Annotated in this window: 18 protein-coding genes; 17 read left to right on the forward strand and 1 reads right to left on the reverse strand. The window is 58.2% G+C overall.

Features of this window, described 5'->3' with window-relative positions; genetic code table 11:
* Positions 1-116 precede the first annotated feature (116 nt).
* From IPI71_02055 to IPI71_02110, 12 genes are read left to right on the forward strand one after another with little or no spacing between them, the layout of a single operon-like run.
* Positions 117-1,085: a replication factor C small subunit gene (locus IPI71_02055; protein QQR71328.1), complete on the forward strand. Its 969-nt coding sequence runs from the start codon at positions 117-119 to the stop codon at positions 1,083-1,085.
* An 11-nt stretch (positions 1,086-1,096) separates the two neighbouring features.
* Complete coding sequence (locus IPI71_02060) at positions 1,097-3,211, forward strand: minichromosome maintenance protein MCM (protein ID QQR71329.1); 2,115 nt, start codon at positions 1,097-1,099, stop codon at positions 3,209-3,211.
* A gap of 34 nt (positions 3,212-3,245) precedes the next feature.
* The gene (locus IPI71_02065) at positions 3,246-3,581 is read left to right on the forward strand and encodes a dihydroneopterin aldolase family protein (GenBank protein QQR71330.1); all 336 of its coding nucleotides are present in this window, start codon (positions 3,246-3,248) and stop codon (positions 3,579-3,581) included.
* A complete protein-coding gene (locus IPI71_02070; protein ID QQR71331.1) occupies positions 3,568-4,395 on the forward strand; it encodes a TatD family hydrolase in 828 nt (275 codons plus the stop codon). Before IPI71_02065 ends, IPI71_02070 begins: the two co-directional genes overlap by 14 nt.
* Positions 4,396-4,449: 54 nt before the next feature.
* Positions 4,450-4,743, forward strand: coding sequence for a DUF424 domain-containing protein (locus tag IPI71_02075; GenBank protein QQR71332.1), 294 nt, complete (start codon positions 4,450-4,452; stop codon positions 4,741-4,743).
* Entirely contained in the window at positions 4,721-5,785 is a 1,065-nt protein-coding gene (locus tag IPI71_02080; protein QQR71333.1) for a 60S ribosomal export protein NMD3, read from the forward strand. Before IPI71_02075 ends, IPI71_02080 begins: the two co-directional genes overlap by 23 nt.
* Positions 5,786-5,787: 2 nt before the next feature.
* Complete coding sequence (locus IPI71_02085) at positions 5,788-6,651, forward strand: SAM-dependent methyltransferase (protein QQR71334.1); 864 nt, start codon at positions 5,788-5,790, stop codon at positions 6,649-6,651.
* Complete coding sequence (coaBC, locus tag IPI71_02090) at positions 6,651-7,802, forward strand: bifunctional phosphopantothenoylcysteine decarboxylase/phosphopantothenate--cysteine ligase CoaBC (GenBank protein QQR71335.1); 1,152 nt, start codon at positions 6,651-6,653, stop codon at positions 7,800-7,802. Before IPI71_02085 ends, coaBC begins: the two co-directional genes overlap by 1 nt.
* A 38-nt stretch (positions 7,803-7,840) precedes the next feature.
* A complete protein-coding gene (locus tag IPI71_02095) occupies positions 7,841-8,719 on the forward strand; it encodes a GHMP kinase (GenBank protein QQR71336.1) in 879 nt (292 codons plus the stop codon).
* Positions 8,716-9,447 carry a phosphopantothenate/pantothenate synthetase gene (locus IPI71_02100; protein ID QQR71337.1) on the forward strand — a complete coding sequence of 244 codons (732 nt, stop codon included), beginning with the start codon at positions 8,716-8,718 and terminating at the stop codon, positions 9,445-9,447. Before IPI71_02095 ends, IPI71_02100 begins: the two co-directional genes overlap by 4 nt.
* Entirely contained in the window at positions 9,434-10,432 is a 999-nt protein-coding gene (locus tag IPI71_02105; protein QQR71338.1) for an AAA family ATPase, read from the forward strand. Before IPI71_02100 ends, IPI71_02105 begins: the two co-directional genes overlap by 14 nt.
* Positions 10,429-11,154 (forward strand): class I SAM-dependent methyltransferase, encoded by a 726-nt coding sequence (locus IPI71_02110; protein ID QQR71339.1) that lies wholly within the window; start codon positions 10,429-10,431, stop codon positions 11,152-11,154. Before IPI71_02105 ends, IPI71_02110 begins: the two co-directional genes overlap by 4 nt.
* 1 nt (position 11,155) lies before the next feature.
* Here IPI71_02110 and IPI71_02115 read toward each other — a convergent pair whose 3' ends face one another.
* A complete protein-coding gene (locus IPI71_02115) occupies positions 11,156-12,499 on the reverse strand; it encodes a hypothetical protein (protein ID QQR71340.1) in 1,344 nt (447 codons plus the stop codon).
* A 234-nt stretch (positions 12,500-12,733) separates the two neighbouring features.
* Here IPI71_02115 and IPI71_02120 point away from each other — a divergent pair, with 234 nt between their 5' ends.
* The 5 genes from IPI71_02120 to IPI71_02140 all read left to right on the forward strand — a co-directional run bounded on the left by IPI71_02120 (position 12,734) and on the right by IPI71_02140 (position 24,135).
* Positions 12,734-13,030: a hypothetical protein gene (locus IPI71_02120; GenBank protein ID QQR71341.1), complete on the forward strand. Its 297-nt coding sequence runs from the start codon at positions 12,734-12,736 to the stop codon at positions 13,028-13,030.
* A gap of 173 nt (positions 13,031-13,203) precedes the next feature.
* Positions 13,204-13,500, forward strand: a complete 297-nt coding sequence (locus IPI71_02125) for a PKD domain-containing protein (protein QQR71342.1) — start codon at positions 13,204-13,206, stop codon at positions 13,498-13,500.
* 486 nt (positions 13,501-13,986) lie between these two features.
* Positions 13,987-15,402, forward strand: coding sequence for a PKD domain-containing protein (locus IPI71_02130; protein QQR71343.1), 1,416 nt, complete (start codon positions 13,987-13,989; stop codon positions 15,400-15,402).
* Between the two features lie 12 nt (positions 15,403-15,414).
* Complete coding sequence (locus tag IPI71_02135) at positions 15,415-20,619, forward strand: PKD domain-containing protein (protein QQR71344.1); 5,205 nt, start codon at positions 15,415-15,417, stop codon at positions 20,617-20,619.
* Positions 20,620-24,135, forward strand: a complete 3,516-nt coding sequence (locus IPI71_02140; protein QQR71345.1) for a DUF3821 domain-containing protein — start codon at positions 20,620-20,622, stop codon at positions 24,133-24,135.
* Positions 24,136-24,344 lie beyond the last annotated feature (209 nt).

The raw sequence follows: 24,344 nt of genomic DNA on the forward strand, positions 1-24,344 counted from the left end.
CTTTTTTTTTGCCTGCGCTGTTCCTCCAGGCAGTTTCGGGATACACGGTCCCTGTTTTTATCACACAAGCCAGATACTGATATACCATAACCCCTAATATTGAAAGAGGATACGGAATGGACGAGAGCCACACCATCTGGATTGAGAAGTACCGGCCGGCACTCCTTGCAGATATCGTCGGGCAGGACGAGATCGTGGAGCGTCTCAAGTCCTACGTGAAAGCAGGCAGTCTCCCCCACCTGCTCTTCACCGGCCCGGCGGGGGTCGGCAAAACCACGGCGGCAGTCGCGCTCGCACGGGAATTTTTCGGCGATGGGTGGCACATGAACTTCCGGGAGCTGAATGCATCCGACGAGCGCGGCATCGATGTGGTCCGGACCCAGATCAAGCAGTTTGCCCGGACTTCCCCGCTCGGAAATGCCTCTTTCAAGATACTCTTCCTCGATGAAGCCGATGCCCTGACCCCGGATGCCCAGGCTGCACTCAGGAGGACGATGGAGAGCTTTGCCCAGACCTGCAGGTTCATCCTTTCGTGTAACTACTCGTCAAAGATCATCGATCCCATCCAGAGCAGGTGCGCCATCTACCGGTTCAGGCCGCTTGCCAAGGAAGCGATAGCCGAGGAGATCCACCGCATCGCCAGGAGCGAAAACCTGCACGTTGCCGATGATGCAGTCATGGCAATCACATATATTGCCCAGGGCGACATGCGGAAAGCCATCAATGCCCTCCAGGGTGCCGCAATCCTCTCCCCCGAGATAACCAAGGACGGGGTCTATGCCATCACCGCAACGGCAAAACCGGAGGAGATCGAGGAACTCCTCACGCTGGCCCTGTCCGGAGATTTTGAAGGGGCAGAACACGTCCTTACAGACCTACTCCATGGGCGGGGGATTGCCCCGAACGAACTGATCAACCAGTGCTACCGGGCCATCATGAAACGGCCGATGGACGATGGATTGCGTGTAGCACTCATCGATCAGCTGGGGACAACGGATTTCCGGCTCTCCGAAGGTGCCAACAGCGATATCCAGATGGATGCGCTCATCGCCCAGTTCGTGATCATTGCCCGGCGCTCCGGATGAAGGTGAGAGGGATGGACAGCGAGCCCCGGACCGAAATTATCGACCGCGATGCAGACTGGAGCAAATTTCTGCGCAGCCGCTACAAGAAGGAGCTCTCTGCACTCTCGCGGGAATTCCCGTACCAGCGGTCGCTCTTCATCGATTACCGGGAACTCGAAAGTTTCGGGAAGACCGGCATACGGATGGCCGATGAACTGCTCAGCAACCCGGGGAAGGTGATCGGGGATGTCCGGTCATCGATCGCCACGCACCAGCTGATAAAGACCCGGGACGGTAAGTCTGCCAGGGAGATCAATATCCGGTTCATCAACCTCCCGCGGAAGATCGCCATCCGCCAGATCCGGTCCGACCACATCAACACTTTCATCAGCGTGGAAGGAATTCTCCGGAAGACCACGGAGGTCCGGCCCCGGGTGGTTGAGGCGCACTTCAGGTGCCCCGCCGGGCATATCACCGTCCGCGAGCAGGGGTACGGGAAGTTCAGGGAACCGGACGGCTGTGCAACGGACGGGTGTACCTTCAAGAAACTGGAGCTCATCCCCAAACGCTCCCGGTTCACCGATTCGCAGAAACTCCGGATACAGGAATCCCCGGAGGGTCTCCGGGGCGGGGAGCAGCCGCAGACACTCGATGTCGATGCCACCGATGACATGACCGGGAAGGTGGCGCCGGGTGACCGGGTGATCATCAACGGTATCCTCCGGTCCATGCAACGGGTCAGCCACGGCGAGAAGAGCACCATATTCGACATTTACCTCGAATGCAACTCGATGGAGATCTCCGAAAAGGAGTTTGAAGAGGTGCAGATCGATGACAGGGACGAGGACGAGATACTCTCCCTTTCACGACACCCGAATATCTACGGCAAGATCACCCACTCCATCGCACCGACCATCTTTGGCAACGAGGATGTCAAGGAGGCCATCGCACTCCAGATTTTCGGCGGCATCACCAAGGAGATGCCGGATGGCAGCCACCTGCGCGGCGACATCCATGTCCTCCTGATCGGAGACCCCGGTATTGCCAAGAGCCAGCTGCTCCGTTACGTGGCCAAGCTCTCCCCGCGGGCGATCTACACCAGCGGCCAGTCTTCCACTTCCGCCGGGCTGACCGCGACCGCAGTAAAAGACGAGTTCGGCGACGGGCGCTGGACACTGGAAGCCGGAGCACTCGTCCTGGCAGACATGGGGATCGCTGCGGTCGATGAGATGGACAAGATGCAGAAAGACGACAGGAGCGCGCTTCACGAAGCGATGGAACAGCAGTCGATCAGCGTAGCCAAGGCGGGAATCACCGCAACCCTGAAATCGCGGTGCGCCCTGCTCGGCGCAGCGAACCCGAAGTACGGCCGGTTCGATGAATTTACCCCTCTCGGTGAGCAGATCAACATGCCGGCATCCCTGCTCTCCCGGTTCGACCTCATTTTCATCATGGGTGACAAGCCGGATCCCAAGCGCGACGGCGCGATTGCCGAGCATATCCTCAAGGCCCACAGTATCGGAGAGACCATCGCGCAGCATGCAAAGAGCCCCATCCCGGGAGTGGATGATGAGTATATCCGGGAGCAGCTCAAACCGGTCACTCCGGACATAGAACCGATGCTTTTCCGCAAATACGTTGCCTATGCCAGGCGGACCTGTTTCCCCCGTCTCTCTGATGCCGCCCGCGAATCGCTGGTCGATTACTACATGCGGCTCAGGGGCCTGGCATCGGAGTCGACGAAGCCGGTCCCGGTCACCGCCCGCCAGCTGGAGGCCCTGGTCAGGCTTGCAGAGGCCAGCGCCCGGATCCGCCTCTCGCCCGATATCGAGCTCGCGGATGCCGAACGGGTGATCGGGATCGTGGATACCTGCCTGCGGCAGGTGGCCTATGATCCCAAGACCGGGAGCTTTGACATCGACAAGGTTGTGACCGGTATATCGAAGGGGAGGCGGGACCTCATCCGCACCATCAAGGAGGTCATTCGCCAGCTGGCCGATGAGACAGGGCGGGCGCAGAAGCAGGCAGTGATCGATCAGATCGCCCGGCAGGGCTACCATAAAGACGAGATCCAGAAACAGATCGATATGTTCCTGCGCCAGGGCGAAGCCATGGAGCCCAAACAGGGCATCATCAAGCTCATCTGACACCTTTTTTTCCCGGTCCATCCAGGTATATACCATGACAGGGACGCGTGAACAGGCAATATTTGAGGCAGGCATCAAGCTCGGAGCGCTCTACCACCAGTTCGTGGGAACACCGGTCTCACCGGACACTGCAATCTCGCTCGAGACGGCCATCCGGGAGAGCATCAGCCTCCAGCCATTCGTCCGCGAAGTGCGCGTCAGCATCGACCGGGCGATGAAGAGAAACGAGTTCGGCTATTCCGAGCTGAAGGGGACGATGATTTCTGCCGACGTGGTTACGAAAGTGCAGAGGTCGTGCTGCCATGCCCGGCTCAGTAAGAAGGGAGAATACCCCATGATGGAGATCATCCGCTGCTATGAAGAACCCTGACATCCCGATCACCGATGACCATATCCATATCGACCCCCGGAATGGCAGGGGGCTTGCCGCCGCACGGGACTTCCAGCGGGCAGGGGGAACCCATCTCTTCATGGTCTCCAAGCCTTCCCTGTCGTTTGGAATAGTCCCTGACACGGGGGAGGAGTTCAGGGAGGTATTCGATGAGACCATCGCTGTTGCCAATGCAGTCAGGAAACTCGGGCTCACGGTCTTTGTCGTCCTCGGAGTCCACCCGGCCGAGATGTCACGTCTACTCAACTGGATTCCGCTCGATACCGTGGTATCCGTGATGAAGCGCGGCCTTGATATCGCCGGGGAGTACGTCCTGGATGGCAGGGCTGTGGCCCTCAAGAGCGGACGGCCCCACTACGAAGTACCCTCGGAAGTCCTTGACGCATCAAACGAGGTGCTCTCCCATGCCCTCTCCCTGGCCGCACGCCTGGGGTGTGCAGTCCAGATACATGCAGAAAGCGGTCCGTGCGCCGATGTGGTGGACCGTGCCGCCCGCGCCGGGCTCCCTTCATACCGGGTGGTGAAGCACTATGCAACGCCGGATACCCCCCTTACTCCCTCGATGATCGCCACCCACCCGGCAATCCCTGACCTGGCCTCGGCGGGACGGTATTTCACCATGGAAAGCGATTACATGGACGAGAACAGCAGGCCGGGGGCGGTCATCGGCCCGAAATCGGTGCCCCGGGCCACGTTCAGGTTGCTTGCAAACGGGCTGATCACCTTTGAGGATGCGCACCGTATCCATGCCGAGACTCCTTCCCGGGTGTACGGCGTCGAGATCTCCAGGTGACCGCGAATTTCCCGTTGTATTATTTTATGTGCTCACCCCGCTGACATATAAACAATGTACCTGAAGATTCACCGCACTCCTGCCGGTGATGAAGTCGTCGCCGTCTGCGACCGGGAACTACTCAATGGCCGGATTTCCCACGGTGACCTCGAGATCCACATCTCCGAGGCCTTCTATGGAAACGACCTCGCGACTCCCGAAGAGGTCAGGGCCGCGCTCTCCCGTGCCGAGAATGCAAACCTTATGGGGGAGCGAACGGTGTCTCTTGCCATCGAGATCGGCCTGATCGGGAAAGACGGGTGTATTCGTATCGGTTCCGTGCCCCATGCCCAAATCATCAGAATTTAACCAGAGGATCAGGGAGAACATCTGCCCCCGCTGCGGTCGTCCGTCCGAAGACCGCGGACTGTGCGGAGCCTGCAGGGTAGCACAGCTACGCTGGTTCTCCTGCCCGGCACGCATCGTCGACGTCTTCTGCCCGAGTTGCGGTGCCCGGAAAGAGGCAGGTCTCTGGGTCGAGACCCATATCCCCCGGGAAGACCTCGCACGCGACCTCGTCCGGAGAAAAATCGAGATCGTGCCGGAGCTTCGCAACCCCGAGATCTCCATCAGCATCCGTGAATCAGGCAGCAACCGCTCGGTTGCGGACTGCCGGATATCGGGGACCCTGTTCGGCGAACTGGTAGAAGGTTCCTGCCGGATCGGGATCGTCTGGCAGAAAGAGCAGTGCGACCGGTGCAGCCGGATGTCGGGAAATTACTATGAAGGGGTGGTCCAGGTCAGGGCCAACGGGAGAAAACCATTCCCCTGGGAGATCCGGAACGCCGAACGGATCGCCCGCGAAACCGAGCAGGCGCTGGCCGCTTCCGGAGAGCGCCTCTCGTTCATCGCCGACCTGGAAGAGACTCCGGACGGCCTTGATATCACCATCGGGTCGCAGCGGATCGGCCACGAGATCGCCATGGCTATCGTCAGGGCCATGGGTGGACGTTCCTCAACCCACCCGAAACTGGTCGGAGAGCGGGCGGGAAAGAGGCTCTACCGCGTGACATACCTGGTCAGGCTCCCGAAATATTCGAGGGGAGACGTGATCATGGTCCATGGCCGGTATGCAGAGGTGCAGGGTATCGACGGCCACGATGTCAGGGTGATCGATGTCGCCAGCGGCCAGCAGCGCTCGGTCCCGGAACAGAAGATCGAAGCCCTTATCGGGAACGTGCGCGATGCCGTCGAATACCTGGTCACGTTCAGGGAGGGAGATGCCATCGGCATCCTCGACCCTGTCACCGGTGAGAGCACGGAGTGCCGGATCCCGCCGGGAATGCAGGTGAAGCCCGGCGGAGGGGTCCGGGTCCTCAAGGCTGCAGGCAGGATGGTCCTGCTGGGGTGATCATGAGGAGCCGTCGGATCCCGGTCGAGCTGCTCAGGTCGGTGCACGATGCGGACTGGGTCGACCGGGACCGGCGTCCCTATGTTACCGGGGCCGTTGCCTATGTACCGGTACGGGACGGCCACCCCTGGGAGGTGGATATCCCAAAAAAGGCAGTTTACCAGGGAAGAGGTTACTTCATGGCCGGAAGGATTGCTGTCTTTCAGGGGGACGAACCTACCCCGGCCGAGATCGACCAGGTCGAGGCCTGGAAGAAGCCGTCCGCCATCCTCTGGGTCCGGTCCTGCAGCGGTGTTGAACGCATCCCGGATGTCCGGGTGCTCAGGGGAGAGCCCGGAGAGGTCTGTCACCGGGAGATGGGGATGACCTTCCGCTTTGACCCGTCGCAGGTGATGTTCTCCCGCGGGAACCGGACCGAGAAGGAACGCATGATGCAGACCATCGGGAGCGGGGAGCGGGTCGCCGATATGTTTGCCGGCATCGGCCATTTCACCATCCCCGCGGCCCGGGCTGGCGCGCTGGTGCACGCCATGGAGCTCAACCCGGTCGCCCACGGCTATCTCTGCCGGAACATCAGGGAGAACCGGGTGGCGTCCCGCGTGGTACCCGAATGCGGGGACTGCCGCGATCTCCTGGACGGGTGGTACGACCGGGTCATCATGGGCCATTTCGATTCTCAGGCATTCCTCGAAAAGGCGGCAGGCCATGTCCTTCCCGGCGGGACCATCCACCTCCATGCCACCGGGTCATGCCCTCCGCACATCCCCGGAACCTGCAGGGGATGGGTGCAGGAGGACGGAATCCGGAGGATAAAAAAGGTTGCACCGCACACATGGCACTATGTCCTTGACCTGAAGGTGGCCTGATGAGAGAGAGCCTGAGGGAGAAGCAGATAGTTATCGGGGTGACCGGGAGCATTGCCGCCGTGGAGACCATCCGGCTGGTCCATGCCCTGCGGCGGAAGGGGGCCTGCGTGACTGCAGTCATGAGCGAGGCGGCCACCCGTATCGTCCACCCCGATGCCCTGACCTTTGCAACCGGGCAGGAGACAGTGGTTGCCATCACCGGCAGGGTGGAACACGTCGCTTTCTGCGGTGACGGAGGGGCCGCCGACCTGTTCCTTGTCGCGCCCTGCACGGCAAACACCCTCTGCAAGATCGCAGGAGGTATCGATGATACCACGGTCACCACCTTCGCCACCACCGCGCTTGGGAGGGGAATGCCGGTTCTTGTCGTGCCCGCCATGCACCACAGCATGTTCCGCCACCCCGGTGTCCGGGACTGCCTGGCCAGGCTCGAATCCTGGGGCGTTGAGGTTGTCGCTCCGCGGATCGAGGAGGGTAAGGCAAAGATTGCCGACACGGAGGAGATCGTCCTCCGCTGCGAGCGGGCCCTCCTGGGAAGGCCGCTTGGCGGAAGGAACGTCCTGATCACGAGCGGGCCCTGCCGGGAACCGGTCGACGATATCAGGGTGCTGACCACCCGCTCATCAGGGCAGATGGGACGGGAGCTGGCCCTCCAGGCCTTCCGCCTCGGGGCAGAAGTCACGGTCGTGCATGGAAACAGTATCCCGTGCGTGCACAATGTCCCGGCTGCCAGCGCATCGGAGATGAGGGAAGCGGTCCTCCGGATCTGCCGGGAAGAGGCTCCCGATCTGTACATCAGCGCTGCTGCGATCTCGGACTTCTCCCCGGTCCCGTACCCGGGAAAGCTGCGGAGCGGCGGGCCCGTCACCCTTACCCTGCACCCCCTTCCCAAGCTGCTTGACGAGGTGATGACCGGCTGGGGGGTCCCCACCGTGGCGTTCAAGCTCGGATCGGACGAAGAGGATGCGGCGCGGGAACTGCTCGCAAAGGGCGCTCGCATGGTGGTGGTGAACGGACCGGAGAGCATGGGGTCTTCCCATGGATCGGCGGTCATCCTGGGAGAGGGTCCCCGGGTTGCGGTTGAAGGGAGCAAAGAAGAACTTGCCGCTGCAATATGGCAGCAGATCCTCGCCCGGGAGGCCGCCCGGTAAGAATGGGAAACCTGCAGCGCCCGGCCTGGAGGAGCACGATGGGAGACAAAAGACGCATACGGTCGGTGTCCGCGTACTGCCCTGGTCATCTCTCAGGGTACTTCTCCCCGGTGATGAGGTCCCATCCCTCCAGTTCCGGGAGCATCGGGGCCGGGATAGTGATCAGGGAGGGGGTATCGGTCAGGGTATCGTTCTCGGACGAGCCGTCTGTCTGTGCACGACGGTTCAGCGCTGACGGGAGCGTCCTTGAAGAGTTCACCGATGCACCCCCCCTCTCCTGGCTCGCAGGGAAGTTCCCCTGCAGCGTCCGGATACAGACCAGCTGCACGCTCCCCATCGGGGCAGGGTTCGGCCTCTCTGCATCGGCACTTATGGCCGCCGCCTGCGCCATCAATACCATCTGCGGCACCGGCCTGTCCCCCCGGGAATGGACCGCACTGGCCCATGAAGCGGAGATCCTCCACCATACCGGCCTTGGCGATGTTGCTGCCTGCCAGGGCGGCGGGCGGGACTACCGGACCGGGGCCGGGCCGGGAGCAGAGATCATCCGCTACTTCGATGTTGCCGGTCCGGTATACGCGGTCAATTTCGGCCCTCTCTACTCGCCGGGGATCCTGGGATCACCGGATGTACTGGAGCGGATCTCGGCTGCCTACCCGGGAAAGCGCCCCGACACTCCTGCGGAGTTCCTGGCGTTATCCAGGCTCTTTGCAGAGGAAAGCGGACTGCTGACCCCTTCCGTCCGCGAGGTTCTCGCGGAGTGCGACCGGGAGGGGGTGCCGGCAAGCATGACCATGCTCGGAAACGGTGTGTTTGCACTGGGAAAAGGAGCCAGGGAAGTCCTCTCCGGGTATGGAGAGGTATTCGAACTCCACATGGCGGAATCGGGGGCCAGGATCACGGAGGTGCAGCGGTGATCCCGGGCGACCACCCACGCCACCGTTCCCTCGCAACACGGGAGCACCTTGCCCGGTGCGCACGCGAAGGGATCGTCGTTCTGGAAGGCCTCACCGCCCATGGCCGGGGCGAGGCGTTCGATTACCTCATCGGGGAGGAGACGAGCCCTGCAGCGCTCCGGGCCGAGCGGATTGCTGCCGCCCTTCTCCTCTCGGCAACGCACCCCGTCATCTCAGTGAACGGGAACACTGCAGCCCTCGCCGCCGGGCTTGTCGCCGACCTCCAGGACGCTTCCGGGGCGGCCGTGGAGGTCAACCTATTCCACCGCTCAGCGGGGCGGGTGGAGAGGGTTACCAGGCTGCTCGAAGACCATGGTGTCCGGGTGCTCTCCGGGGTGCCGGAACGCCTGCTGCCGCTCTCACACGACCGGGCGCTCTGCCTGAAGGAGGGGATTGGGACTGCGGATGTTGTGCTGGTCCCGCTGGAGGACGGCGACCGGTGCCAGGCACTGCGCGCCATGAAAAAGACGGTAATTGCCATTGATCTGAACCCGCTCTCCCGGACAGCCCGGAGCGCGGACCTTACCATCGTCGATGAACTGACCCGGGCCCTTCCTGCTATCGCCCGGTTCTGCCGGGAACTCGGCCGGGAGGAGTCCCGGGCCCTTTCCCTCGGATTCGACAACCGGGACCTGCTGCGGGAGGCCATCCGCGATATCATACGGAGGCTCGAACATGCTCTGGATTGAGAAGTACCGGCCGGCAACGTTTGACCATATCATCGGTCAGGACCAGGTCATCTCCATGATGAGGAGCGCTGCACGGTCGGGGTCGCTCCCTCACCTCCTCGTAACCGGCCCGGCAGGGACCGGGAAGAGCGCGGCGGTGGAATGTCTCGGGAGGGAGCTCTTCGGTGAACGGGCCGGTGAGAATACCACCACGATCCAGGCCATGGATCTCTTTGAGCAGGGGAAAAAGTACCTTGAAGGCAACGAGCGGTATGCCCATATCTACCGGAAAGAGGAGAGCCTGCTTACCAATTTCAAGAATATCACCAGGTGGTACGCCTCCGTACGCCCGCTCGACGCAGAGTTCCGCATCGTGATCTTTGAAGGGGCATCCGCCCTCACCCGGGAGGCGCAGCAGGCGCTCCGCCGGATCATGGAGCGGTACAGCAGGACGTGCCGGTTCATCTACGTGACCACCCGCTCGTCGGGGATCATCCCTGCCATCAGCTCCCGGTGCCTTCCCTTCTTCTTCGCTCCGCTGAGTGCCGGTGCGATCGGAGAACACCTGCAGGCTGTCCTGAACTGCGAGTTCCCTGCCGGGCAGGGCATTCCTGCCGATGAAATCGACCTGATCGCCCATGCGGCGGGAGGGGACCTTCGCAAGGCGATCATGCTGCTGCAGGTCCGGTCCGGGTCAGACGGCGCTTCCGGCCTTGTCAGCTGGTCGCAGACCGAGACGTCCCGGATCGCAAATGCGGCGCTGGCAGCCATTGAAGGCGCTGATCTCCCTTCCGCTATCAGGAAGTTTGAAGCACTTATGATCGAGTACGGTCTCCCCTCAGGGGAGGTCATGTCGGAGTTGCATGCCGCTGTACGGCGGGATTACAACGACCCCCGCCTCGTTTCCATCCTTGCCGACACGGATTACCGGCTGACGCGGTGCAACAACGAGTATATCCAGCTGAATGCCATGGCTGCACGGATCGTCCAGGAGATCTTCGGATGAGTGAATCGCTCGAGAAAGTCAGGCAGCATTACGATGATATCGCGGATATCTACGACAACCGGTATAACAGGAACAGGGGGCGGTTCTACTATGCCCACATCGCAGGGCAGGTGATGGATTGTATTCCCATGCCGGGGAGGATCCTCGATCTCGGCTGCGGGACAGGCCTTTTCCTGAGCGCCTGCGAACAGCATGGAGGGTTCGGGATCGGGCTTGACCTTTCCCGGGGAATGGTCCTGCGGGCACGGTCACGGTGCCGCGAGAGTGATGTCGCCTGGGGAAATGCAGAAGTGCTGCCGTTCCGGGACGGGTGCTTTGATGCCGTCACGAGCCTGCTTGCGTTCAGCTATGTCAGGAGACCGGAGCAGATGCTTTCCGAGGCTTGCCGGGTGCTTCGGCCCGGGGGAGTCATCGCCATCTGCACGCTCGGCAGGAACCTTTTCACGTCCGGCCTTCCTGCAATCTACAGCATGGCCGAGGCCATGAAGGTCCGCGGGATCGGTATGGGATCGTTTGGGGAGCATTACTACACCGATGGCGAGATCCGCGGACTCTTCGAGGATGCCGGGTTTGCTGCAATACAGGTCAGGAGATGCTCGTTTGCCCATCTCAACCTTGCCGATCCCTTCTTTGACCTCGCGCGGAAGATCGAGCCGTTCGTGGAGGAGAAAGTCCCCCGGCTTGCTTATAACATCCTTGCCCGGGGCGTAAAGCCGGAATAGATCAGGCCCGGGGCCGGAGCCGGTCCACCACCCGGGCCTTTTTTTCAACCGCCGCATCGGCAGCCCGGAGCACGGCTTCCCGCATGGCCTCCTGGTCTCGCGGGCGCCGGTCTGCCACCTTTTTAACCGGGGTGTATGCCGACTCGCGGAACCGGGGGATGAACGGCTGCTCTTCCCCATCAACCACCAGGAATGCCCCGGGAGAGCCGGCTTCCACCCGCCCTATCTCCCGGATGGCAACCCCGGAAGACCTGACCACGGCAGAGACCTCGTCGACGGCACCGGGGGGCAGGGTGAGGAGAAGGGCGTCGAGCGAGACGCCGAGGTAGTCTATCTCCAGCTCCTCGAGCATCCTGCGGACTCCGGGCCGGACCAGGTCTGCCACCCGGTCCTGTTCCACGAGGATGCGGCAGCCGGCAGTCTCTGCCATCTCATGGGCATCACCCCTGAGTCCCCCGTTGGTCACATCGGTCATCGAGTGGACAAGGTCTATCGCCGGACTCTTGATAAGGGCATCGGCCGCCCGGAGGAAGTCGAGGTTGATGGTCTCCTCAACGATTTCGGCGTATCCCGAATAAAGCGCGGTGGTGGCGATGGTTCCGCCGCCGGATCCTTCGGTCATCAGGACGATGTCGCCGGGGCGCGTCTCCCTGCGTGCGGTCAGGTGGCGTGCCAGTCCCACCGATCCAACGCAGCCGGTGAGCCGGTCACCGAGCACCATGTCGCCCCCGATGCGCAGCGTCGAGCCGGCCACGAGGGGGACGTCCATGAGCTCTCCCACGGCGCAGATACCGGCCGTGTAGTCAAAGATCTTTGCGATGTCCCCGTCATCGGCAACGTGGATATCGGAGAAGAGCATGAGGGGGCGGGCGCCCATCACGTAGACGTCCCGGAGCGTTGCCCGGGTGACGTGGAAACCGGCAAGGAACGGGAAATCGGAGAGCCGCGAGTGCATGCCGTCCACCGAGCAGACCACGAACCGTGGACCGTTCATGCCGGGCGCAAGCGCAACAGCACCGGCATCATCGAGCTCGTCCACGCCAACCGATGCACCGGTCTTCCCGATGATGCGGGCGATCTGGCGGTGGACAAAGAAATCACCAGTTCCGCGGGAACCGACCCCGAACTCCCCCATCTTTGTCCGTGACGGGAAATAGGAGAAGAAGTCGCCGGAGAGTCCTTCCGTGTTCCGCACTTCGGCGAGGACGGCCCGGGCAAACGATCGGGCGTACTCCGCTGTTTCATCGGGTTTGTACGAGCGGACGATGCCTGCCAGTTCCCGCTCGATCGCATCATCTCCCTCCCCTGCACGGAGATGGCGGCGGACATATTCCTCCACGTCCATGGTGAAGGTATTGGAGTTGAGGGTGATAAGGCGAGTGTTTCGGGGAAGGGCCCAGGGAGACTGCCAGGGAACCTGGACTTTACAGGCGGAAGGTATCGGGCTGCAGGGTAAACGGTGCTTAGCGGCACAGTTCAATCAAGGTGCCATCTCCATACGGGGTTTATTATATTTGCCGGAGCTGGTTGTTACGCGACAATTTCAGGGATGCCTCCCGTGTATGGGGAGACGCCCGGGATGCTGAACGCCGTATCGATGATGTATATCTCTTCGGGGAGAATTCAGATGTTTCCTAACCCCAATAATCAAAACCGTGCAGGCTCAAATAAAAGATATGTCCCGGTCAGGCAGGTGATGTATTCCTTTTTCGTAATGGCATTCCTGGGGCCGGGATTTTTTTCAGATGAGTTGCCGGTGAAGTGCAGGGTTGTTGATGGCAGGAGGGTTCCGGCGGGTTCACGGGTAAACCACTATCCCCTGATGGAACAGCGAGCGATGACATCCAGGCAGATGAAATTATCATGGTGGTTGTGATGTAGCCGGTGACCCGGTTCCGGGAGATATTCCGACATTCTTCCGCGCTTGGCAAATGTGCTTGATGACTTGATCAGGGTTACTGGTTCCTCCGGGACAGGGTTGGAGTCCTTTTTAGCCCGCTGAACTGGTATGTCCTGTCAGGTGGAAGGATCAATGCCTACAAGACTCTCATGGCGGTGATCTCCCCACCACCAACAACCGTGCCCACCCCGGTTCCCACAGGCACCACTGCAGATTTCACAGCCTCACCCCTGTCCGGAAACGCTCCCCTCACCGTCCAGTTCACCGACCTTTCTTCCGGCAACCCTGCCGGTTGGACCTGGTTGTTCGGGGATGGTGCGACTTCTTCCGGGCAAAACCCCGTCCATGTCTACCAGAACCCGGGAGTCTACACCGTCACCCTGCGGGTATCATACGGGCCCGGCAGCTACAAGGTTCAGAAACCGGGATACATCACCGTCACCTAGTCCCGTCCATGAGGATTAACTTTCTTTTTTTATAAAATTCCGGGAGAAACCAGCACAGGGTGTAAGGAACTCCTGAATAAGGGCGCGTTTTCTGCCTGTATCGACGTGAACTCCGGACCGGAGGGCACCCGGCGACCCGGGCGCGGCATAACCTTTTATACCGCCCCGAAACCCCCGATTATTTTCCCGATTCATGTTTTACCTCGATAAAAAGGCTTACTGGTCTAACAGAATCCCCAGTCTCATTATTACCCAACCAGAGTCCTCAGGGTGCCCTGTTTGGCATAACAGGGGCCTTCCATTTGAATTTGGGAGTGAAAAGCTGCGAAATCTTTATAAGATAAAAGATATTAGAGAACTCATATATCCAACGCGACAGTCGGAATGACCGAGTGGTGGATTTATAGGTGGCATCAATGGCAGGCATACTTATAGATTCATCGTTGTGTACTTCTGGCCATTGCGAGATATTCCAAGGTGGCATGTATGTCAGAACATCACACGTATCGAGATCGTAAAAGAACGGGATGCCTCAAAGTTATCCTTGCACTTATTGCCTTGTTCTGCACAATTTCAGCAGGCCAGGCCGCGACAGCGGATTTTTCAGGCACTCCGACATCGGGATTTGCCCCTCTCACCGTCCAGTTCACTGACGGTAGCACAGGGACAAATCTCACATGGTACTGGGATTTTAATAATGACGGGGTGGTTGATTCAAACCAGCAGAATCCCCTGCATACCTATAACTCTACCGGAAATTATACCGTGAACCTGACGGTATACGAAAATGGGGTTTTTGGAGCCACGGAAACGAAGATCAATTACATCCAGGTCGATCCACTCGCTTCCTTCACCGGCACCCCCACAATCGGGAATGCACCATTGAACGTGCATTTCACCGATACCTCAACGGGATTTCCCAACAACTGGTCCTGGGAATTCAACGAGGATGGGGTGGTTGATTCAAACCTGCAGAATCCGAATTACGTCTTCACTATTGCCGGGCGTTACAGCATCAACCTGACCGTTCGTGGAAACGATTTCCGGCAGAACACGACAAATGTCACGGATTACATCACGGTTCGGCCCCTGAATTCATTCACTTCGAACTACACCACGGTTCCGACTCCCTATGCACCGCTGGCCGTCCAGTTCAATGACACGTCGACAGGCTCCCCCACGGCATGGTTCTGGGATTTCGGCGGTGACGGAACCTCTCCGGTTCAGAATGCCACTCATGTATTCAATACCGCCGGAATCTACAGTGTTTCCCTCGTTGCCCAGGGTGGTGGAGTAAACGGCACCCCGCCTGCAACCCAGGCGATAAGTGTCTATCCGAAGGCTGAATTCACCGGCACGCCGCAATCAGGAGTCTATCCGCTGACTGTGGCATTCACGGACCAGTCAACCGGATCTCCGGTGTCCTGGCTCTGGGACTTCGGGGACGGTACAACCTCGACACTTCAGAACCCGACTCACATCTACTCGTCGATCGGCGTCTACACGGTCAGCCTGACCGTGACCGGTGCCGATAGCCTCTCTGATACCGAGACCAAAACAGGGTATATCTTCGTCAACACTCCAGCACGTCCGCTCCGGGCCAACATAAACGGGAGAACCACGTTCTTCAGCGTTGACCGGATAGCCGGCAGTTCACCGTTCAATGCAACGTTCTACCCCTATCCCGTGAGGCTCCAGAAAGAGACCACCTACACCTGGGATTTCGGGGACGGCTCACCCCTGGTGTCTGTGGGTACTCCCCCGGGGACGTGGTACTGGGTGCCGGCGCCGATTAACCACGTATACAGTGCTAAGGGGTTGTATTCGGTCACACTGACTGTGAAAAACAGCCCGACAGACTACTACAGTATTACGATTCCCAATTATGTGGTCGTGAGGTAGGAGGGAATCACAATGTCATCTGAATCAAAAAACCATACGGAAATCCGGGGGCAGGCAATAATCTGCTTCCTGATCGCCGCCCTGGCATTCGTACCCGCGATAGCCGGTGCAGATACTTACATCTACGGACCTACGGTTATCGACTCACCCGGCACCTATGTCCTGATGAGTGACGTCCTCAACTACAACGGAACGGTGTACTACAATGGAACCGAGTACTGGGAACCCTGCTTCAAGATTCTTGCCTCTGACGTGGTGCTGGATGGAAATGGCCACACCATCACCGGTGTCGTGAACTCCTCACGGACCGATTACTATCTCAGTCTGGGCTATGTCCCCGATCAGAACTGTATCATGGTCAACCCGGGACTTGAACGGGTCCATGTCAAGAACTTCAGGATTCTTGGTGAATTTGACGTTGGCATAGATTATTATCCGGTCGTTGACGGCCTGATCGAGAACAACGAACTGAGTGACAATGCTTATGGTATTTTCACCTGGAACACAAACAACGTCGACATCATCGGGAATACCGCCACTGGCAACCGGTTTGAGGGTATCTTCTGCCAGGGCTACTTCGATGGCAAAATCCAGGGAAATACTGCAAATAACAATGACATCGGCATCTACCTCCTTTTATGTAATCAGAACACCATCGATAATAACACTGCAAATTCGAACAAAATCGATGGAATCAATGATGACGGCGGTTCAGGCAATATCTTCTCCCGGAATACTGCAAACCTGAACGCACACCATGGGATTAACCTGACATATTGTCACGACTCCACAGTCCGGAAAAACACTGCTGACAGCAATGGAAATAATGGTATTTTCCTCTGGAACACCCCTCCATATGCTCAATGGAATGGTATCACCGTTGACGATAACCACGCCTGGCGCAACGGGTGGGACGGGATCAACCTAACCAACTCATCACACAATGTTGTTTCTTCAAATTCGGTCGAAGAGAACAATATTGCCGGGATATCCCTGAACGATTTTGACTTAGGTGAAGGGGATGAAAATCTCCCATGGGATACCACGGAAAACCTTGTCGACAGCAATGAAGCTCACCACAACGGGATGTACGGTATTATCAGCCGTGGTGCATCGAAAAACACCTACCGGGACAACCATGTCAGCTACAACCCGATAGGAATAGACATCGGTGAAGTCAACCTTGTTTCGGCATTTTTACTAAGTGATGTGAACCGGCTGGAAGGGAACGTGGTGCACAATAACGAAATCACCGGTATATACGTGCATGGCCACGATTACGTGCGGATCACCTCACAAAACGTCCTGACCGGGAACAAGGTCGCAGAGAACGACCGGATGGGCATCCACCTCGCCTATGCGAATGCGCATACCGTGAAAGATAACGTGATCTACGGCAATGGCGAAGTCGGTATGCAGGTGAACGCCTCGGCCTATAACAACATTTTCAACAACTGCTTCAACAACACCTACAATGTTGCATTCGGAGACATGATATTCCAGAACACCTGGAATGTCCTGAAGCAACCGGGTCCAAATATCGTCGGCGGCATGTACATCAGCGGGAATTACTGGGCAGAGCCGGATGGAACCGGACATTCCCAGGTAACAGGACCGAATGATGACGAATTCTGCAACCTCTCACTCTACCTGGCATCCCTGAACGTCGATAACTTCCCGCTCTGGAACCCGCTTGTCGCATCCTTCACTACTAATCCATCTACACCTGGTGGAGAAGTTCCCTTCACGGTCTACTTCACCGATACTTCCCTTGGCAACCCAACCTGCTGGTTCTGGGACTTCGGTGACGGTGATACGTCCACCCTGCAGAATCCGTCACATACCTACACCTCTGATGGAACCTACGCTGTCACGTTTACCGCCTCCAGGTGTCCTGTGGCGGAATGCGCCAGTACAAGTTTGAACACCACAGTCGTTCATGTCGGTCCGCAGGCTGACTTCACCGCTACACCTCTTGTTGGACCTGCACCACTGACGGTTACCTTCACCGACACCTCAACCGTTACCGGTACTACGTATCACTGGGACTTTGGGGATTCGGGGACGTCCGCCGAGCAAAACCCAGTCCACAAGTACATGAACCCCGGGTTGTATACCGTCTCATTGACCGTCACCGGTACATTCGGCAGCGATACCGAGACGAAGGTGAACTATATCGATGTAAGGACACCGCTCGGGCCGGTGGCCGATTTCACGGCATCGCCGCAGTCCGGAACAGTTCCTCTCGCCGTGAACTTCATTGACATGTCGAGCGGCGATTGTACCGACTGGGCATGGGACTTTGGCGACGGACTCACATCGGACGAAAGGAACCCCGTCCATACCTATACCGTCGCAGGAGATTACACCGTGGAACTTACGGTGACCAATACCGGTGGCAGCGCTTCAAAGACCATGGTCATTCACGCCATGGTTCCGGAGCCTATCGCGGATTTCATTGCCACTCCAAGGAGCGGCTATTACCCGCTCGAAGTGTCATTCATCGACCGGAGCTACGGAACAACCCCGGATACCGAGTATTACTGGACCTTTGGTGATGGCGGATCATCACATGAACGCGATCCATTCCATGTTTATTCTTCGGAAGGCTCGTATGACGTCCATCTCTGGGTGACCAATCCCAACCCTGCAAATCCTGCATTTGCAAAATCGGATGACATACCAAAGAACAGTTATATCGTTGTATCAGCAGACCCAATCCCGGTGGCATCAATTCTTCCGCACGATTGGTGGCTGCTCATGGGAGACATGCCGTTTACCATCGATTTCCAGGGGGTATCAACCTATACACCCACAACCTGGCTCTGGACCTTTGGTGACGGGACATCTGCAAACCAGCAGGACGTCTCTCACACGTTTACCAAACCTGGAGTGTATGATGTAACCCTTCGCGTCTTCGATGAGCAGGGCAGAGGAACGCAGGATACAGTCGTCGTTGTGGTACGACCTGTTGCTGACTTCATAGCGGACCCTGATTCCGGAGATGCCCCCCTGACCGTCCAGTTCACCGATACGTCATCAGGCAACCCTGATGAGTTCTACTGGAATTTCTATGGTGGATTCTGGCCTGAGTCCACCGAGCAGGACCCTGAGTATACCTACCAGTTCTGGGGGACGAAGTATGTGAGCCACTGGGTCAGAGCCAACGGTGTCTGGAGCACGGTAATCTGGAAAGCCATACCGGTTGGCGATACTCCGGCAATCAATGCCTTCCCCACCAGCGGACAGGTCCCGCTCGAGGTCAACTTTGAAGGTATTGCCGGAGGATACCCGGTCGACTGGCTCTGGGAGTTCGGCGATGGACACTACCAGCACGGCCAGACGGCTTCCCATACCTATGAAAATACTGGTATCTACACCGTGAAACTCACTGCGTACTACAACATCCACGACCCGGTTTCCACGACCGTAGTCATAGAGGTCCGCCCGGATGCCGACTTCATCGCGACACCCGATACCGGACATTCTCCTCTGACCGTGCAGTTTACCGACACGTCATTGGGCACCATTGCTGACTATTACTGGCAGGCATCTGACGGATGGACTTCGACTGCTAAAAACCCAAGCCACGCGTTCATCCAGTCGGGATACTATTATGTATTCCTGACGGTGGAAACGCCCGAGGGCCTTACTGACACCACGATGCAGGTTGTGAAGGTCTTCCCTGATGCTGATTTCACCTGGTATCCCTCTCAAGGCGGAGAGCCGCTCACGGTCCAGTTCGTTGACACTTCGCTTGGAGGCGGATTCAAATCCGTCTGGGACTTTGGTGATGGAACAACTGCAACCTTCTGGGACAGCCCTGGCAGGTCTGCACCGGTACATGTCTACGAGGAACTCGGTACCTATACCGTTTCCCTGACCAGGATGGGCTATGATCATCTGCCGGATACAGAAACCAAAGTAGTGAACCTCCTGGAACAGCCCCCTGTCGCTGAATTTACCGGCACTCCACGGACAGGGTCAGCACCACTGGTTGTAGACTTCACTGACCTTTCATCCAGTGTAAGTCCGATGACCTACTACTGGGAGTTCGGTGACGGAGTCACTTCAACGTCAAAAAATCCAAGCCACAGGTACTCCACAAACGGTGACTACACCGTGAAACTGACGGTAACGAACGCCGGAGGGTCCGACTCGGAGACCAAAGCTGCATACATCAGGGTCTCGGATGTCCTGCTCCCGGTCGCTGACTTCACCGCTTCACCGCGTGACGGGATTGAAGATCTTACCGTGCAGTTCAGGGACACGTCCATCAACAGCCCCACATCATGGTCATGGAACTTTGGCGATGGAAGCACATCCAACCTCCAGAGCCCGATCCACACCTATACGACACCAGGTTGGTACGATGTCACCCTGACGGTCAGTAACGCCCAGGGCCAGAACTCGTTGACCTGGAACAACTGTATCTACGTCCGGAACATCCCGCCCATCGCATTGTTCAATGCAGATCCGCGGACCGGAGATGCCCCGCTAACGGTGCAGTTCACCGATGAATCAACCGGACTGGGAATTACCTCCTGGCAGTGGAACTTCGGTGACGGCAGTACCTCGACAACGCAGAGTCCGCTCTACGTTTACAACACCGCTGGTACCTACACCGTGACACTCACGGTTGCCAACGACGGAGGGGCTAACACAAACGTCAAGACCAACTATATTACCGTCTCGCCGGCACCTCCGGCCAACATCATCAAGCTGTATCCGGGGTGGAACTTCGTCTCGGTGCCGAAACGGCTGGCCAGTGGGCATAACACGGCATTCCAGGTCTTTGGCGGGGTGAACCTCGGCGGGCATGCAATCCTCCTCTGGGACGCCCAAAACGGGATGTGGAAACAGGTGATGGCCGGTGATACCCTCCAGCCGCTGAATGGCTACTGGGTCTACTCGGTTACCCGGGTTGATGTCCCGCTGACCTTCGACACCGTCACCCCGCCTGCCCCCTATCCGAAGCAGCTTTATGCCGGCTGGAACGCTGTTGGGTATGCAGGGACGACATCGATGTCTGCACACAACTTCCTGACCATCATGGGAGGCCTGGATGGGAACTGGGGCACCCTGCTCGGGTATCACGAAGGCAACAACCCCGATAGCCCCATCATCCGTGACAGCAACGATGGGTTGCCCATGTATCCGACCAAGGGCTACTGGATTAGCATGAACAATAACGACACCCTCACGGTGGTGGTATAGATGAGACAGAAACATCCAATTTTCATTGCATTAGGGATCATCGCCCTCATCATGCTAGGGATTCCCGGCGTAGCTGCGGTGGGTCTCCCTCTGGAGTTGTATGGGAGCCTGACCGTAAACGGCGCTCCTGCACCGGTGAACACTCACGTTTTGGCCTACATCGACGGAAATGCACGTGGATTCGTGGACACTGAGGTCGCCGGCCGGTATGGCGGTTCAGGTGACTGGGACCAGAAACTGCTCGTGTTCGGCGAGGCCGGCGATGTCGGTCACCAGGTATCATTCTGGGTCAATGTCGGAGGAGGCCACTGGGCAGCCCAGACCACCCCCTTCGCCCAGGGAACCACCCGGCAGCTGGACCTGACCGTAACCTACGCCACACCGACTCCGACCCCGACCCCGACACCAACTCCGACGCCAACAATTATTCCTACACCAACCCCGACACCTGCCCCGACACCTGCCCCGACAATCACCAGGATAGCAACGGGCGGGGACGTCTTTATTGGTGAGGAAGGACTGGACATCCGCACTCCAATGGGGGGATTCACCCAGGTCGCACACTTCAGAACCGATCCTCTATTCCCGGACAAGATTATCACGATTCCCTCCTCGGCACAGAACAGTTATTTCGTTGACCCCGTTCAGTACGTCGGCTTCGTTGGTAACTGGTACCACTGGGACGGCGGAACTACCCGGGGCCAGGTCGCCTTCAATGTCGTCGATCCATCGATAGCAATTTACGTATGGGACCAGAATACCGGAAAAGACGTCAGCGGGAAATCAATCCCGGTTGGGAATTTCGGTAACTTCAGGATCGAGACCAACCTCTACACTATCACCAGCAGGCCGGGATATGGCGGTCAGGGTTTCATGACCATCAAGGTGCAGAGCCCTGATGGTGCTGTTTATACTGCTCTCTACCAGTCCGCTACCCAGAGCATCGGGCTGACCAGCCTTGCAGTAAATGAACCGATCTGGTACTGGGTAGTCCAGAACAATCCCACCAAAGGGTGGAACACCGGGTATAAAGATTCGTCGAATGCCCGTGTGTACCAGAGCGGCCAGTACAGGGTCTGGGCAGAATCCAACGTCAATGGGATAAAAGACAACTACAAGGATGCCGCCGGGCAGAACTATATCGGAAAGACAGTAAGTGTCACAAAGACGGTGAAACTCGAGTCAAAGCCGCTTATACTCACCGTCAACAAGCCCTCCCTTATCCGGGGAGACGCGTTCTCGGTCACCGTGAGTGGCGATCCCGACACGGATTATGTGGTCTGGATACGGTATGACTGCATCAGGATGTCAGGAGAGGAATGCGACCAGCCACCGACCATTGCATATAACCAGGAAGGTGTGTTCCGCGATTCATCACTGCAGTTCGTCTGTTTCGAATGTGACGGATGCATCAAGCACATCTATGATGTAGGCGCCGATAAGCCCGACCCGAAAGACTACTTTGTCAGGGTTCGGACCGATGCGGAAGGCATGAGGACCATAGATTTCCTTACCAACATTGACACGGCACCGGACAAGACCTACACCATTGCCGGGTTGCTCATAACTCCGGAGATCTTCACCAAACCCCAAATCCCAATCGAGACCTCTGTTACTGTATACAGGGGACAGGTTACCTTCAACCTGTATGCGTATGGATCACCGACCACCAGCACGTACCTTGGCGACAAGATCTGGATCCGCGGGACCAGTACCGATCCCAGCGGTTATGTCTACCTCCTGATGAGTGGACCCTGCCAGGACTGCGTCGGCGGTAACCTGCAGGGAAACACTGTCCGGAACAATATCCCATCAACATTCACGGTAGTCCCGGTCAATTCCGACAACACCTGGGAGTATCTCTGGGACACGAGCAATATCCAGATCGACCTCGGGGACTACACCATCTATGCCGCCAGCAAACCAAACGATGTCCCCTTGCTGGAAGGGATCCCCTGCCACGAGTGTGACCCGGTTGGACATTCCTGCGCAGCATGGGCAAAGAAGCCGCTGAAGTTCCTTGACCCGGATATTAGCGCCGATGTTCACCCCAAGGTGCTCAAGATCATCTGCTGCTCTCCGCCATCCATTACCGTATCCGGCCAGGCAACCGGCATCCGGAAGGATTCCTGCCTGGAGTGCGGACCGGATTGTGCCGAGGTCGCCTTCTGGGTGTTTGGCGAGGACAAGGTCGCAGGCCACAAGTACATCTTTGGTATCGTCGATGTCGATTGCCCCGGAGGGACCTTCTCGTTCAACCTGGCCAAATACTTCAACACTCTCATGCTTGAGCCGGGCACATACACCGTGATTGTCCAGCACCCCATGTACAACCACAAGCTGGACATCATCCCCGACAAGTGGCTGAACTCGTGGTGGTGCCCGCATTGCGGGTACGACTGCGGTTGCGGTGATTGCGACTGTAGCATATGCAACCGCTACCATTACTCGGATTGCTGTGACGAGTGCTGCAGCAATGGCCTCTGGACGTGCTGTGGTGTTTACACCTACGACTCCAACAAGGAGTATGTGATCAGTGCAAGCCCGGTCCGGTGGAGCAAGCTCTTCGTGATCGATGGACCTGACCGGAAAGCCGGGACTGCTGCGTCCCAGGCCCTGATCCAGGGGTTCAACGACCCGAACATCGATGACAAGATCAAAGTCCTCACCTTCAAGGTCGAGAGCAACACCGCGGTGCAGGCGGACTTCTCCGGGAGTCCGACATCCGGCCCCGCACCGCTGACCGTCCAGTTCACCGACATCTCGACAGGGGCCCCGACATCATGGTCGTGGAGCTTCGGTGACGGAGTGGCCTCAAGTGAGAAGAACCCGTCACATACCTACCTGAGCCCCGGGAATTACTCCGTGACCCTGACCGTGTCAAACGCCTACGGCTCCTCGTCAGCAACCAAGCAGAACTATATCACCGTGACCGGGGTCGGGCCGACTCCGACGCCAACTCCCACCCCGGTCCCGGGTTCTGACAGGATCTCCCTGAAGGGCGGATGGAACTTTATCTCGACACCAAGGACCCTGGCTGACGGGTGCAACACCGCCGGTGCCGTGTTTGCAGGAGTGGACACCGCCGGCCGGTCGGTCTTCCTCTACGATGCCCAGACCGGCATTTGGGAGGCGATGACCGCATCGAGCCCGGTCAGGCCCCTGGACGGTATCTGGATCTACTCTGTCGGAGCAAAGGATGTACCTCTCACCTTCAAGAGCGGTGGAGCATCGACACCTCCCACCAAGAATGTCTACCTCGGGTGGAACGCGATCGGCTTCTCGGATGTGATCCCCCGGTCGGCACAGGTAACCCTTGGTACGGTAGATGATCATCCGTTTAAGAAGTGGGTTCAGGTCATCGGATGGAATGCCCCTGCACAGTCCTACGAGAGTCCGATATTCAACTACTATCCACACTGGACTGAGCAGATGCAGCCGACCAAGGGCTACTGGATGTTCATGAACGGCGACCGGGCCTACTACCCATGGATCCTTGCGTCGTTAAGTTCATAAACAAATGAAGAGAAAGGAGGAATAATGTCCAAGAATCTCTTCATTTTTTCACTGCTGCTGGTTTTAATCATCGGGATTGCCAGTGCCGACGATGTAATAATTCCTCTCAAGCCGCACGAGTTTTATGGGACGGTCACCATCAATGGTGCTCCCGCACCTGTCGGTACGTCCATCATCGCGAAAATGTGGGGAACGTCCCATGGCACGTT

This window comes from Methanolinea sp. (genome assembly GCA_016699325.1).
Lineage (GTDB): Archaea > Halobacteriota > Methanomicrobia > Methanomicrobiales > Methanospirillaceae > UBA9949.